The organism is Streptomyces sp. NPDC043870 (genome assembly GCF_056435785.1).
Genome location: NZ_JBWKDT010000048.1, coordinates 1 through 13,275 on the forward strand (window position 1 = coordinate 1; position 13,275 = coordinate 13,275).

Annotated in this window: 10 protein-coding genes; 7 read left to right on the plus strand and 3 right to left on the minus strand. The window is 65.3% G+C overall.

Features of this window, described 5'->3' with window-relative positions:
- Positions 1–499 precede the first annotated feature (499 nt).
- From hsdR to AC0699_RS34350, 5 genes are all read left to right on the plus strand, one after another.
- Positions 500–2,953, plus strand: a complete 2,454-nt coding sequence (hsdR, locus tag AC0699_RS34330; RefSeq protein WP_478668410.1) for an EcoAI/FtnUII family type I restriction enzme subunit R — start codon at positions 500–502, stop codon at positions 2,951–2,953.
- 82 nt (positions 2,954–3,035) lie between these two features.
- Positions 3,036–3,635, plus strand: a complete 600-nt coding sequence (locus AC0699_RS34335; protein WP_436767929.1) for a type IV toxin-antitoxin system AbiEi family antitoxin domain-containing protein — start codon at positions 3,036–3,038, stop codon at positions 3,633–3,635.
- Positions 3,632–4,513 (plus strand): nucleotidyl transferase AbiEii/AbiGii toxin family protein, encoded by an 882-nt coding sequence (locus tag AC0699_RS34340; protein WP_478668270.1) that lies wholly within the window; start codon positions 3,632–3,634, stop codon positions 4,511–4,513. Before AC0699_RS34335 ends, AC0699_RS34340 begins: the two co-directional genes overlap by 4 nt.
- Positions 4,513–6,030: an HsdM family class I SAM-dependent methyltransferase gene (locus AC0699_RS34345; protein WP_478668272.1), complete on the plus strand. Its 1,518-nt coding sequence runs from the start codon at positions 4,513–4,515 to the stop codon at positions 6,028–6,030. Before AC0699_RS34340 ends, AC0699_RS34345 begins: the two co-directional genes overlap by 1 nt.
- Positions 6,031–6,470: 440 nt before the next feature.
- Complete coding sequence (locus AC0699_RS34350) at positions 6,471–7,175, plus strand: restriction endonuclease subunit S (protein WP_478668274.1); 705 nt, start codon at positions 6,471–6,473, stop codon at positions 7,173–7,175.
- Here the strand turns inward: AC0699_RS34350 and radC are convergent.
- The 3 genes from radC to AC0699_RS34365 form a co-directional block, all read right to left on the minus strand.
- On the minus strand, positions 7,159–7,827 hold the full coding sequence (gene radC / locus AC0699_RS34355; protein WP_478668276.1) for a RadC family protein: 669 nt from the start codon (positions 7,825–7,827) through the stop codon (positions 7,159–7,161). The two genes, AC0699_RS34350 and radC, sit on opposite strands and share 17 nt — an antisense overlap.
- 13 nt (positions 7,828–7,840) lie before the next feature.
- The gene (locus tag AC0699_RS34360) at positions 7,841–9,553 is read right to left on the minus strand and encodes a GmrSD restriction endonuclease domain-containing protein (RefSeq protein ID WP_478668278.1); all 1,713 of its coding nucleotides are present in this window, start codon (positions 9,551–9,553) and stop codon (positions 7,841–7,843) included.
- A gap of 1,159 nt (positions 9,554–10,712) precedes the next feature.
- A complete protein-coding gene (locus AC0699_RS34365) occupies positions 10,713–11,252 on the minus strand; it encodes a TetR/AcrR family transcriptional regulator (RefSeq protein WP_478668280.1) in 540 nt (179 codons plus the stop codon).
- Between the two features lie 174 nt (positions 11,253–11,426).
- On the opposite strand from AC0699_RS34365, the gene AC0699_RS34370 reads away from it, so the two are divergent.
- Both AC0699_RS34370 and AC0699_RS34375 read left to right on the plus strand, forming a co-directional pair.
- The gene (locus AC0699_RS34370; RefSeq protein WP_478668283.1) at positions 11,427–12,035 is read left to right on the plus strand and encodes a flavodoxin family protein; all 609 of its coding nucleotides are present in this window, start codon (positions 11,427–11,429) and stop codon (positions 12,033–12,035) included.
- Positions 12,036–12,087: 52 nt separating this feature from the next.
- The gene (locus AC0699_RS34375) at positions 12,088–13,203 is read left to right on the plus strand and encodes an NAD(P)H-dependent flavin oxidoreductase (protein ID WP_478668286.1); all 1,116 of its coding nucleotides are present in this window, start codon (positions 12,088–12,090) and stop codon (positions 13,201–13,203) included.
- Positions 13,204–13,275 lie beyond the last annotated feature (72 nt).

The following is a 13,275-nucleotide window of genomic DNA, read 5'->3' on the forward strand; positions in this document are numbered from 1 at the left end:
CCACGTCAGGGCAGACAGAAGCACCTTCGGCGCGCGCCACGGCATTTACCACGCCCCCGGCGCGCACCGAAGGTGCGCTGAGTCGCTGACCTGCAGTAATGCGGAACGAGCTCATCTGCTGGAGGTTACCCAGCGGAGTCAAAAAGCAAGATCGAGTGGACGCTCAGTGGACGCGAGGAAACGGAGGCGGGGCGTCGGCCGCGCGCGGCCTGGCCGCCGTCCCGCTCCAACCCTGTCTGCCAGATGTCTTTCCAAACTGCTGCTCGACTCGCCCGCCGTGGGCGTCGGGGGCTTCGGCGCCCGCCCATCGACTGGACGCCAGTCCAAGGTGCTGCCTTGGTTGTGGGGCGCTGTCGGCTGCCGCTTGACGGAGGCGAGCCGCCACGTCAAGCGGACACGAGGCCGGACGGTGGCGTTTCGGATCGCTGGAGCCCGGATTCCTTACTCGGGTGACGAATTTTCACCCTTCTTACCTCTGTCCCTGATGTATGAATCTTGCATGACGAGCGCAGGGGGACTGAGCGAGCAGGAGACGTGCCGGGCCTTCGTGCTGCCGGCGCTGACCGCGGTGGGCTGGAGCAGAGATCAGATCCGTGAGCAGTACTCGATCAACGACGGCAAGCTCGTGGTATCGCCGCGGCGGCATCGGCGTGAGCGGGCGCTGATAGCGGACTACGTTCTGGAGTACCGCGACGACGTGCCCCTCGCGGTGGTCGAGGCCAAGCGGACGAGTGTCGATGTCGCGGCCGGTATCGAGCAGGCCAAGCGGTATGCCCGCAGACTGGGTCTACCTGTGGCTTACGCCACGAACGGCATCGAGATCTGGGAGATCGAGATCGGTGGCAACCGGCACCGGGTGTCGTCTTTCCCGTCCCCAGAGGAACTTTGGCAGCGGTACTGCGGCGAGAAGGAGATCACAACCGATCTGGAGCGCGAGCTCATCCTCGCCCCGTTCGACCATCGCCTGCGCAACAACGACCTCACCCCCAAACGCCCCAGGTACTACCAGCGTCGAGCGGTCAACGAGGCCCTCTTGGCGATAGCCCGCGGCCAGAAGCGGATCCTGCTGACGCTGGCCACGGGCACCGGTAAGACCATGGTTGCGTTCCAGCTGGTCTCAAAGTTGCGCGAGAGCGGGTGGAACGGAGGCGAGAAGCCCCGCGTGCTCTACCTGGCTGATCGCAACATCCTGGTTGACCAGCCGAAAGACGACTACTTCGAGCCAGTCTTCGGAGACGTCGTCCACAAGATCAGCGGAGGGGTGCAGCGCGCGCGGCAGATATTCTTCGCGCTGTACCAGTCGCTGGACAGCGGCAGAGGGGACGAAGCTGCGCTCTTCAGCCAGTACCGTCCGGACTACTTCCACCTGATCATCGTGGACGAATGCCACCGCGGCAGCTCGGCCGAAGAGAGCAAATGGCGGGGCATCCTCGACCACTTCTCGGAGGCCGTACAACTCGGCCTGACCGCGACGCCGATCGCGGACTCGGGGCGGCATACCTACGGGTACTTCGGTGAGCCGGTCTACGAGTACTCCCTGAAGGACGGAATCGAGGACGGTTTCCTGGCCCCGTACCGTCTGCGGCGGGTCCACCTGAATGTCGACATGACGGGCTTCAAGCCCGAACCTGGGCAGCTCGACACTTCCGGCAACCCTATCCCGGACCGGGTCTATACCCAGCGCCACTACGAGAAGTCCCTGGCCATTGAGGAACGCACCGAGGAAGTAGCCCGGTACCTCACGAACTACCTGGCCGATACGGACCGGATGGCGAAGACGATCGTCTTCTGTGAGAACAACGATCACGCACACCGCATGGTCGCCGCACTCAACCAGGCGAACCTCGACCTCGTCGCGCGCTACCCGGACTATGTCTGCCGAATCACCGATGACGACGGGAAGCCGGGGAGGGAGCTTCTGGACCGGTTCCGGCGGGACGACACCGACGAGCCCGTGATCGCCGTGACCAGCCAGATGCTGACGACCGGCGTCGACATCCCCTCGGCCCGCAACATCGTGATCGTGCGCCGGATCAACTCCATGCCGCAGTTCAAGCAGATCATCGGGCGAGGCACCCGGCTGTGCCTGGACATCGACAAAGGGTCCTTCGACATCATCGACTTCGTTGATGCGACTCTTCTGTTCAATGATCCCGAGTTCGACGGCCCGCCGCTGAGAGTCATCAATGACCGGACAGACCAGCAGGGAGAGCTGATCGAGCGCGAAGAGCTGGAGAGCCCGGACGGCCCCGCCGAAGAGGTCGCAGAACCCGACGCGGACTTCCAGTCGGGGGAGGGAGGCACACTGCCCGCGGATGACGACGGGACGATGATCACGGACGAGGATCGCGTCGATGAGATCCAGAGTCGTGGCACCCGACGCATCTACGTCAACGGCGTGGAGGTCTTCGTCTGGAACGACATGCACTACCAGCTGCACCCTGACGGCCAGTCCATGCGCATGGTCCACTACCGGGAATACGTGCATGACCGAGTGCTGGAGCTGAAGCTGTCGCCGACGGATCTGAGGACGCAGTGGGCCACCGCCAAGAGTCGCAACATCTTGCGCGAGCGCCTGAACAGCGAAGAGATCGGCATCACGGAGGAGGACCTGCTGCGCAAGCTCGACCACCCCGAGGCCGACCCCGTTGATCTGCTGATCAACGCGGCCTGGGAGTTGCCCCTGATCAGCCGGTCCGAGCGGGCCCACCGGGTACGCCGTGAGCACGATCAGTTCCTCAAGAGCTTCGCACCTGAGGCGCGTGAGGTGCTGGATGTGCTGTTGGACCGCTTCACCGAGAAGGGCTCCACCGAGCTGGAAGCCGGCGCGCTGCGTGTACCACCCTTCCGGCATCTGGGTACGGTCCGGCAGCTGGCTGCGCGGTTCGGCGGGGCGCCGCAGATGCACGAGGCGATCGACGACCTGGCTAAGCGGATCTTCGACGTCGCGTAACTACATCCTACTTTTAGTTTCACGTAGGGGTTTTCGTGAAGCTCAAGGAAACTAGGAGGAGTGTTTCTGCTACGCTCTCACGGTGCTCGGTGATGACACGACTCGCGACCGTCTATGGCGCACCGCCGCCAGCCAACGCGGCTACTTCACGGCTGCCCAGGCGCTCAAGGCCGGCTACTCCTACCAGGCCCAGCACTTTCACGTCGGTCGGCGCAACTGGATCCGTGTCGATCGCGGCATCTACCGCTTCCGCGAGTATCTCGACCTGCCGAGCACCGACACTGACCACCTGGTCCGCTGGTCCCTCTGGAGCCGGGACCAGGCTGTGGTGTCACACACGACAGCCCTTGCTGTACACGACCTGGGCATCGCCAACCCGGCGGAGATCCACCTGACCGTACCTCCGAGCTTTCGTGCTAAGGACTCGGCTGTCGTCCTCCACCGCGCCACTCTCGGCGCTGCGGACATCGAACAACACGAGGGTTTCAAGGTCACCACACCCCTGCGGGCCATCACGGAGAGCGCGGCTGACGCGGTCGATCAAGACGTAGTCGACTCCGCAGTGAACGACGCCCTCTCGCGGGGCCTGACCACCCGACGCCGCCTCCTGCACGCGGCCCAGGAACTCGGAGCGCGAGCCGAACTCGGCGTAGAGCGTGCGCTAAGGGAGGTGACGGAGTGAGGGAGAAGCGGTACCAGGACGCCGTCGCACTCCGTAGGGCGCTGGAGGCGAGGCTGAAGCGCCAGTCGGAGACCGATCCCACAGATCTGGGACGCCTGCGCCGCCGAGTGGTCTTCGACCGCATCGCGGCACGGCTCTCAGCCGATTCGGAGGCCGAGTGGATCCTCAAGGGCGGGGCCGCGCTTGAGTTCCGGCTCCGGAATCGGGCCCGAGCGACCAAGGACATGGACCTCGCCATCCGGGAAACGGGACTGACTGGCGGCACGCTTCGCGAGGCACTGCTCGATGCGCTTGCAGAAGACCCGGACGGAGACTGGTTCACCTTCCGGGTTCCCGCGCCGGTGGAGCTGGCCGCTGATACCGGGGGGCGCCCGGCGTGGAGGTTCTCCATCGAAGCTGGCCTTGGCGGTAAGTCCTTCGCCGGTGTCCGGATCGACGTCGCCGCCCGCGGCGAGGAGGTGGCGGGCACGGAGCGCCTGCCGCTCCTCGGTGCACTGGACTTTGCCGGAATCCCCGCCCGGACGATCGAGGCGGTGGACCGGCGGCAGCACTTCGCTGAAAAGCTCCATGCCCTCACACGTGAATACGGTGACCGCCCTAATACGAGAGTCAAGGACCTAGCTGATCTCGTGCTGCTGATCGAGACGGGCATGGCCGCCGACGTGGAGCTGTACGGCGTAGTGCGGCATGTCTTCACGATCCGGGACACGCATGCCGTCCCTCATTTGATTCCCGACCCACCACCGCTGTGGCGGGAAACGTACCCACCCCTCGCCGAGGGACTGACTGAGACAACAGCGACCTTGGCCGGCGCGCTGACCGCAGTGCGCGAATTCTGGGCGCGAGTTGTGAACGCCTCCACCGGAACGGAAGACTGATGCCGCCGCAGGACACTACCAACCAACTGGCCATTGACGTACCCGCCCAGCCCAAGAAGCGAACCCGCGGGGAACTTCAGTCGGCCATCAAGTCGGCGCGCGACATCATGCGCAAGGACGCCGGCCTCAACGGTGACCTGGACCGCCTGCCTCAGCTGACGTGGATTCTGTTCCTCCGAGCCTTTGATGTGTGCGTGGAGGAGGAGCGGGATGCGGAGATCCTTGGCTACGAGCGTGTGATCCAGCCGCCATACGACTGGAAGAGCTGGGGAGCAAGAACCGAGTTCACGGGGAAGGAGTTCCTCGACTTCGTCAACATGAAACTTCTCCCGTATCTGCGTGACCTAAAAAGCGATGAGGAGGGAGATCCGAGGAATGTGATTTCCACCATCTTCCAGGACGTCAACAACCGGATGCTCTCGGGCACCTTGCTGCGCGACCTCGTCAACGTAGTCAATGACATCAACTTTGACTCCGCTGATGACATCCACACGATGGCCTTCGTCTACGAATCAATCCTGAAGGAGATGCGGGACGCCGCAGGTGACTCGGGCGAGTTCTACACCCCGCGACCGGTGATCCGGTTCATGGTGGAACAGAGCTTCCTTAAGCTGGGCGAGTCCATCCTCGACCCGGCCTGCGGTACGGGCGGTTTTCTCGTGGAGGCCTACGAGGAGCTGAAGGAGCTCCCGCGCTCCCAGGCGGAACTGGCCGAACTCCACCACAATATCCGTGGCATGGAGAAGAAGCCGCTCCCGTATCTGCTCGGGATGATGAACCTCCTCCTCCACGGGATCGACGCGCCGAACGTGATCCGCACGAACGCGCTGCGCAAGATGAGGGAGGAGAGCAGCCCAAAGCACCGCGTGAACGTGGTGCTCACCAACCCTCCGTTCGGCGGTGAGGAGGAGAAGTCGGTAGCGGCTGCCTTCGACTCGGCTGGCGTCGGAACGCACGAGACCGCCTGGCTCTTCCTCTACTCCGTCATCGAGCGACTCAAGCCCGGCGGCCGCTGCGCGATCGTCCTGCCGAACGGCGTGCTCTTCGGCGGCGGCGTGGGTGCAAAGATCAAACAGAAGCTGATGCGGGAGTGCAATCTGCATACGATTGTGCGCCTCCCCCAGGGCGTCTTCGCCCCATACACGCAGATCCCCGCGAATCTGCTCTTCTTCGAGAAGGCCGGCTCGACGAAGGAGACTTGGTTCTACGAGGTCCCTTTGCCGGAGGGTCGGAGAGGCTACAGCAAGACGAAGCCCATGCGCTACGAGGAGTTCGCCGCGTGCGCCAAGTGGTGGGGCGGTGAGGGGCGAACCGGGCGGGAGGCCACGGAGTGCGCCTGGAAGGTCGACGCGAGCGAGATCGCGAAGGGCGGGTACAACCTCGACCTGTCCAATCCGCGGGCCGGTGGTGACCTAACGCACCGCTCCCCGGGAGATATTCTGAACGAACTGATCAAGACGGAGCGGGAGATCCTGGACCTATTGGGCGAGCTGAAGGATGAATTGAGGCATCTCTGATGACAGACCTACCACAGAGGCCCCTCGGATTTGCCCTAGCGAAGTTCATGGGCAGTGTTCCAGTAGTTCCTGAAACCGAATACAGAATCGCCGGGATTTATAGTTTTGGCAAGGGATTGATTCGACGTTCCCCCATCTCGGGATCCGAAACTTCGTACCGCAACCTCACCCCACTCGAGACTGGGCAACTCGTCATGAGTAAGCTCAACGCATGGGAAGGGGCTCTGGCCGTCGTTTCGGAGGAGTTCTCGGGAGCTTTCGTCTCCTCGGAGTACCCTGTCTTTGACATCAATAAAGACGTCGCGGATCCGCGGTATCTGAAGTACCTTGTCTCTTGGCCGACTCTCTGGGAGCAACTCACCCCTCGAGGTTCGATGGTCCGACGTAAGCGGACTACACCCGATACTCTCTTGGCGACACATGTCCCCTTCCCTAGCCTTGTGGAGCAACGTCGTATTGCCGACAAGCTGGATGCAGTGGTAGGCCGTGTAGATTCCGTAGTCAAACTGCGTGATCATCTGAAAGCTATTCACTCGAGCCTAGTCGAGTCGCTCATCGATTCAGCCGTGGCGAGCGCCAATGAATCGGCTCGGATTGGCGAGACCCTGACTTTCACGCGCACGCCGATAGAAATTGACGAAGCTGGCATCTACCGAACCATCGGCATCCGGTCGTTCGGTCGGGGCATCATTCACCATCCCGACGTCTCCCCGGACGGATTGAGTAAGCTTAGCTACTTCACATTCCCCGAGGGGGCACTTGCCCTGAGCAATCTCATGGCGTGGGAGGGAGGAATTTCCGTTACGCAGGCAGAGGACGCAGGGTACATCGCATCGAATCGGTTCTTCTTCTATCTGCCAGTTGATGATCGAGCGAACACGAGCTACCTCCGGCACTTCCTGCTGAGCCGGCAGGGATTGGCGCTCGTCGGGTCTGCATGCTCGGCAGGCGCCGAGCGCAACCGAACCCTCGGCCGGAAGCGGTTCGAGGCGTTGACGATCCCGCTTCCCCCGCGCCCTGTGCAGGACCATGTCGCGAGTACCCTCGACCGGCTCTCGGAGAAGCTGAACACCGCATACGGCGAGCCCTCGCTCGCCGCCTTGCGGCCCTCCATCCTCAACGCCGCCTTCACCGGCCAGCTGTGACCCGGCGCCAGGCGCTGTCCGTCATGACCACGTGATCAAGGAACCGTAGTCCGACCGTCTGCGCCGCATCCCGCAGGCGGTCGGTCACCTGGCGGTCGGCCATGCTCGGTTCGGGGTTGCCCGAGGGGTGGTTGTGGGCCACGCCGAAGGACGAGGCGCCAGCCGACAGGACCAAGGCGAGAGTGTCGCGCACCGGGATCAGGCTGCGGTCCGTGGCGCCGTCGGTCAGGCGGGCGACTCGGAGGACCTTGCCTGACGCGTCGCAGGCCACAACGATTACGCGCTCGTGGCGAAGCCCGCGGAGCAGTGGTGCGGTGACCGCGGCGAGATCGGCCGTAGTCGTGACCCGGTCAGGGCTGTGCAGGTTCGTGTTCTGCAGGCGGCGAGCCAGATGGAAGGCCGCCGCGACCCGTGCCGCCTTCGCCTGGCCCATGCCCGGCAGATGCACAAGAGCCTGCGGGTCGGCCTGGGCCAGGCCGCGGAGCCCGCCGTGCGCTGCGAGGAGCTCGCCGGCCAGCTGGACCGCGTCCTGCCCCGGAATACCCGAGCCTAAAAGGAGCGCGAGAAGCTCTCGGTCGGCGAGCGCCTCCGCGCCACGCGCCCACAGCCTCTCTCGCGGACGGTCGGCTGAGGGTATGTCTTTGACACGCATCCGTATGCCCTACTCAGTCCGCGGAGTCGCGGTCAATCGGCTCGTCCGTATCGCGGCCCCCGCTTTCGCCGTCGTCGGGGACCACCACATGCTCCTGTGCTCCGGTTGCTGGCGAGCCGATGAGTTCCATCAGGCGCTTGTGGAGGGTTTCGGAGCGCGCACGGAGGAAGCCCTCATAGTCATCCCGCAGGGCGGCTTCGAAGGCATCCTCCTCGATGAGACAGGTCGCCAGGCGCTTGCGAATCGTCTCCTTGCCCTGGGTCTCGCACAGATCCTTCAAGTAGACCGATGGCGGCTGGTCGCTGATAGCGATGTTCGATACAGAGCTCAGCATGATCAAGTTGGCGCAGACATTGGCCTGGCTCACGTTGAGTCCCTGCTTCTTCAGGAACGACTTCGGGAAGAAGTGGTGGAACTCCTTGTCGTTCTGCCAGGACAGTGCCTTGTCCGTGTCGATCCGGCGACCGTTGCGGAGGTCCAGCGGGTGGGCCTCGGCGAGCAACAGACCCAGCAACTTCGACGGGGCGTTCGTGGCCCTGAACTGGTTGCGGCGCCACAGGACGCTGCGCGGCACGCCCGCACTGACCTCGATCTCATCGGTCCGACCCGAGGCAAAGCTGTGGACCGCCTCGCGGTCGTCCGCCATCTGCCGCGCGTTCCACCCCTTGAAGTACTCGCCGCTGGCGGTGAGCCAGAACCATCGTTCGATGGCGTCGTACTGGGCCGCCGTGGCCTTCGGCACCTGGCGGAAGATCTCGACCAGGACCGCGAACTGGTTGTAGTAGGGCAGCGCAGCAGCGCGGGGCGTACGGACATGCGTGGTCAGGAAGTCGACGGCGAGCTTGGATGCTTCGACGGCGGCCTTGACCGCCGCCTCCAGCTCATCCTTGTTCAGGTTCCGCAGCTGGTTCATGTCCTCGCGAGAGAATCCGAACCCGGCAGCGGCGGAGATTGTGCGCAGCATGGTCTTCGTGTCGACCTTGCCGTATTGCTTCCGGCTCAGGACCTCGAGCAACTCGTCAATCTCGTCCTTGAGATCGAACTCCGGGCTCCAGGTCGCCGCCCGCATCAGGTCGACGACGGTGAGCGGGGTCGCGGTGCTGTTGATCCGCTCGAAGACCTTCGCAACCTCAGTCGACGGCATGCCCCGGAGGGTGACTACGGCAATCTGATAGTTCGAGAAGCGGTTGTACAGCTCCTCGGCCCGCTCCTGCAGGTCCGCAGAGCCGAGCTTCGAAGCACGGTTGGCGAAGAGGAAGCCGTTGGAGAGCAGCCGGACCGGGATGATGTGCGCGGGTGGGTCCTCCAGGGTGTCCGTATGCCTGAACGCCTGCTCTTCGAGGTCGTAGACGATGTTCCAGTTACTCTCGGCGTCATCATCCGGGGCCCAGTGCAGCGCCCCGCAGATCGTCGCCAGTCGCTGCTGTCCATCGAGGATGTAGTTCACCGGATAGCCGTGGCGGTGCTCGCCGACGGTCAGCCCGGCGACCGTGCGCTCACTCGCAAGCTGCTCGGTGCTCTGCCATAGAAGGATGCTGCCGATGGGGTAGTTACGCGCTACGGAGTCAAGCAGATCGAGAATCTGCTGCCGAGTCCAAACGAAGTTCCGCTGGAACTTGGGCAGTACTACATCGCCCTCCAGTACCCGGTCGACCACGGTTACCAGTCGTGGCACGCTCGAGTCCGGATCCTGTGCCTGGCGCTTCTGAACAGGAATCGTTGCCAACGCATGCCCCCCATCTGAGCAGTTGACGGCAGTCTATGAGGCGCCACTGACAACAGCGGTCGTAGCCCGGCACGACGGAAAGGCACTCTGCTGCGCGCGAGTTCGAATCCTCGACTTCGCCCACCGCGCGGCCTGCGTCGATCCAGGCAGGTACCGCAGGCGCCCCCTCGGGAGGGCTCACGGGGGATCCGCCAGTGGACATGCAGTGGACGGAAGGACTCGGAAGGATCAGGAAGGCCGGCGCAGAGCCAGAACGGCGAAGTGCCTATGACCTGCGGTTATAGGAAGATCGAGGCAAGAGTGGGGACGGATCGGAAGATCAGAAAAGGACTCATAATCCGTCGGCCGTGGGTTCGAGTCCCACCCGCCCCACCAGCCAGGGTCCTGACCTGCGGAAACGTTACTTCCGCGGTCGGGGTCTGAAACTTTGCCTCAACGGAGGGAATCCGCTGCTTATATCGATGAGGCGCGGTGTCCGCCTCCTTCGCTGGGGCAGCCGGCCGACGCTCTGACGTGCGGTTCTGTGATCGATCAAGTTGGTCGTCGGCACGAGTGCGGCTGTCCTCGGGGCAGCAGCGAAGGTTGTTGGGGACGTATTGGGGACACGGGGATCGGATTGGGGTGGGCAGCAGCCTCGGCTGGTTCCGCCGGGCCGGTTCGCAAACTGACCGAACTGAAAACGACCCGGCCCGCTGTCCACGTGTCGAGCCTTTGTGCAGGTAAACGACTGGGACCCACGGGCCGGTTGAGGCGGCGCTGTCGTCCCAGCGGGGAGGCGGCCGACCGAGCGCGAAAGCGAGAGGTGGCGCACCGCCCCGGTGGCGTGTTCGCTGATCGGTGAGGGATGGCCAGGCGCGCCCGCGCGGTGGCGCGATGTCTTCGACGGTGCCGTCCGTGTCGAGCTCTCTGAAGGGCTGCGGATGACCGTGCACGCCGAGCGGGCCAGCTGCCGTTGCGACCGGCCTCCTCGTCCATGTCCATCTCCATGGACGAGTCCGCATCTCGGCTTGCGAAAGAGGTGCACGCACGCCTCGCCCCTGCTGCTCCGCACTGGCTCGTTCCTCCGCCTTGCGATGCGTCCCCTAGGCCCTGCGGGCCTGGGGAGATCCCATGCACCAGACCCCTGCTCGCTGATCCGGCCTGATCCAAACGAGACGTCCTAGCTCCTCAGGAGCCGGGAGGCTTGCGACCACAGCCCGTCCAGTACGGAGGGGTCGTTCGTCAGCTTCGCGAACATGACCATGCCCTCCAGCTGGGCGAGCACCGCGCGGGCGGTGGTGCGGGTCGCGGCAGGGGACGGGATGGTGCCCTGCTTCGCCGCATCCGTCAGCGTGGCGTGAACCAGGTCGGTCTGCTCGTCGAAGATCTCTGCCAGCCGGGCCTGGACGACCGCGTCCTGGGTGCTCATCTCCAGCGCCAGATTGCCGAACAGGCACCCGCTGACCGCGCCGCCCTCGTTCTTCGCCGCGCGCTGGGCTGCGGCTTGGTCGAGGAAGAGCCGCTCCAGCCGGTCCTCCGCCGGCCCGTTGCCGTGCAAGGCCGCCACCCAACCGGGCCGCTGGGCCGCCCAGTGCGCGTTTATGGCCTCGATCGTCAACGCCTGCTTCGACTCGAAGAAGTGGTAGAAGCTGCCCTTCTTCACGTCCGCGCGGGCACAGATCTCGGCGACGCCGATCGTGCCGTAACCGCGGCTCAGCATCAGGCCGCAGGCCGCGTCCAGCAGTCGTTCGTGCCATGCTCGTCCGTCCCATGACGATGAGTATACGGCCGGTCGACTATTTGCTCCCTGGTCTTTAGTTGACCGGTCGGCTACTATCTCGTCCGGTGGTGGGAAACGTGCCCGCCGACTATTCAGACCTGCGAGGACTTCACCGTGCCCGAAAACATCACCGTCGCCGTGGCCTTCCACAGCGGCTACGGCCACACCGCCCGCCAGGCTCGTGCGGTCGCCGCCGGAGCCGGGTCGCTGCCCGGAGCCCAGGCCGAGCTGTGCGACGTGGCCGTCGTGGGCGACCGGCTGTGGGAGACGCTCGCCGCCGCCGATGCGATCGTCTTCGGTACACCGACCTATATGGGCAGCCAGTCCGCCGTCTTCCAGGCTTTCGCCGAGGCCAGCGCCCCGGTCTGGATGGAGCAGGGCTGGGCCGGAAAGCTCGCCGCCGGCTTCACCAACTCCGCCGGCGTCAACGGCGACAAGCTGAACGTCCTGGTCTCCCTCTCCGTCTTCGCCGCGCAGCACGGCATGAACTGGGTCTCGCTGGGCCTGCCGCCCGGCGGTGAGTACTCCACGAACGGGACCCCGGAGGACCTCAACCGCCTCGGCGGCTTCCTCGGCGCGATGGCCCAGTCGCCGTCCGACCTCGGCCCGGACGACTCCCCTTCCGGGGCGGATCTGCGGACCGCCGAGCACCTCGGCCGGCGGGTGGCCGAGGCCGCCCTCGAGCAGGTGGCGGGCCGCACGGCGCTCGCCCTCGCACGGTGAACGCCTTCAGCCCCAGACCTCCCTCAGCTCCTCGACTCCAAGGACGACTGTCATGACCGACGGAAAGCGTTCCTGGGCCCGTGGCCGGCTCGCCGAGCTACTGGACCTGGAAGTCCCCATCGTGCAAGGACCGTTCGGCGGCGGACTGTCGTCCGTGGCACTCGCCTCCGCTGTCTCCGAGGGCGGCGGGCTCGGCTCGTACGGAGGACACATCCTCACCCCGGACGGAATCGGCGCGCTCGTGGGCGAGCTGCGGAAGGCCACGGCGCGACCCTTCGCGGTCAACCTCTGGGTTCCGCACCCCGATGAAGTCGCGGCACCGCCCGACCGTGACCGAATGGCCCGGTACGCCGGGCTGCTGCGCCCTTGGTTCGATGAACTCGGGCTGCCGACGGACCGGTTGGAGGAGCCGCCGCCCGCCCCGGGCTTCGCGGAGCAGATCGACGCGCTGCTCGCGGCGGAGCCGCCGGTGATCAGCTTCGTGATGGGCATCCCCGATGCCGGGGTGCTCGACGAGGCGCGGCGCCGCGGCATCCGGACCATCGGCACCGCGACCACCGTCGAGGAGGCCCTCGCAATCGAGGCGGCGGGCATGGACGCCGTCGTCGCCTCGGGCAGCGACGCGGGCGGGCACCGCGGCTCATTCCTGCGCCCCGTGAACGAGTCCCTCGTAGGGACCTTCTCCCTCGTTCCTCAGGTCGCGCAGGCCGTGTCGATCCCCGTCGTGGCCGCGGGCGGCATCGCCGACGGCCGGGGAATCGCCGCCGCGCTGACGCTCGGGGCGGACGGAGTACAGATCGGCACCGGCTTCCTGGCCACCGAGGAGTCCGGCGCGAGCGCCATCCACCGGGCCGCGCTGCACGGCCCTGACGCGCGTACGACCGTACTGACCCGAGCCTTCTCGGGGCGGCTCGCGCGAGCCATCCCCAACCGCTTCACCCGTGAGGCACTGGCGTACGAGAACGAACTGGCGCCCTACCCGATCCAGTACACACTCACACGCCCGCTCCGCACAGCGGCAGCGCAACGCGGCCTGTCCGACTACGTCAACCTCTGGTCCGGCCAAGCGGCAGCGCTCACCCAGCCGCGCGGCGCCCGCGCCTACCTCGACGAGCTCATCGCCGACACCGAGGCGGCACTGCGCCGCCAGGTGCCCGGGCACGACTGAGACTGCAAAGGCTGTGGCGGGCAGGTCGTTGATACCGCTCTGCGCCCACCGAATCAGCCTGATGCGGCGTCC